Source organism: Paenibacillus phoenicis (assembly GCF_034718895.1).
In the GTDB taxonomy this organism is placed as follows: Bacteria; Bacillota; Bacilli; order Paenibacillales; family Paenibacillaceae; genus Fontibacillus; species Fontibacillus phoenicis.
Map to the genome: position 1 here is coordinate 1 of NZ_JAYERP010000005.1, position 991 is coordinate 991.

The following is a 991-nucleotide window of genomic DNA, read 5'->3' on the forward strand; positions in this document are numbered from 1 at the left end:
TTTTGTTCATTTTTTGTTCAATATAGCATAGAAGATCGGGGATATTCAAGGATTAAAACGCTTCTTTTAGACAGTCTTCGACAAAATCCGGAGCTGCTTTTTTGATTTGTTCCACAGTATGTATATAACGCTGGGTCGTATTGATGTGGGAATGCCCCAGCGTCTGCTGCACCTGTTGAAGGGACGCCCCGTTGAGCAAAGCCAAAGTTGCATTGGTGTGCCGTAACCAGTGAGGCGTAACTTTTTTGGAAAAATTGGCTTTTTTACGGGCGATTTCGATGATTCGTTCAATCTGACGGGGGGTAAGCGGGAATACTTTGCCGCTTCTTCTATTTTCCATACGGTATGTACAAAGCAGCTTCCAGAGCATATCCGGCACTTTGACCTCCCTTTCTTTCCGCCCTTTGCCATTACGCACGGTCAACCAAATCGAAGTTCCCATGGGATCGGTATGAAAATCGTCCCATTCGATAGAAACCAATTCGGAAACCCTCAAACCGAGCATGACCAAGGTCAGACCGATAGCATAATTGCGAAGCCCCATCGTGTTTAATTGCTGCAATATCTTTACAACCTCATGTTTCGTTAAAAAATGACGGCTGCTGTTATTTGACACTTTAGGCTTCTTGATACATGCTGACGGATCGTGGGTAAAGCATTGAATATTCGGGCTATTCCCCCACTTATATAGGGAACGAAGAGGAGTCAGCAAAACGGAAATCGTTGCCGCTGCATATTTGCATGGGTGATTCCCATCCCCTTCGAGCAAGCTCAGTTTATATAGCTCGATATCCCTCCAGGTAATGTCATTCAGCCTCTTTGGATTGATGAAGCTTTGAAATCGCTTAATCGCGTATTTATAATTTCGCAACGTATGTTTTGAATGGTGGTAGTTCGCCAAAAACATGCTGACAATGACTTCGTCCGTCAACTTCTCTTGCCCTTTCTCAGACAACTCCAAAATTCCGTGTTTCATGTTTGTCCCTCCTGT

General features: G+C 44.2%; 1 protein-coding gene. It reads right to left on the reverse strand.

All coding sequences use genetic code 11. The annotated features are described in order from the left end of the window. Positions 1–52 precede the first annotated feature (52 nt). Positions 53–976 carry a tyrosine-type recombinase/integrase gene (locus tag U9M73_RS22100; RefSeq protein ID WP_016313416.1) on the reverse strand — a complete coding sequence of 308 codons (924 nt, stop codon included), beginning with the start codon at positions 974–976 and terminating at the stop codon, positions 53–55. Positions 977–991 lie beyond the last annotated feature (15 nt).

Coding starts and splice junctions, on each gene's coding strand:
- U9M73_RS22100 (WP_016313416.1), bottom strand. CDS start 976: ATGAAACACGGAATTTTGGAGTTGTCTGAGAAAGGGCAAGAGAAGTTG.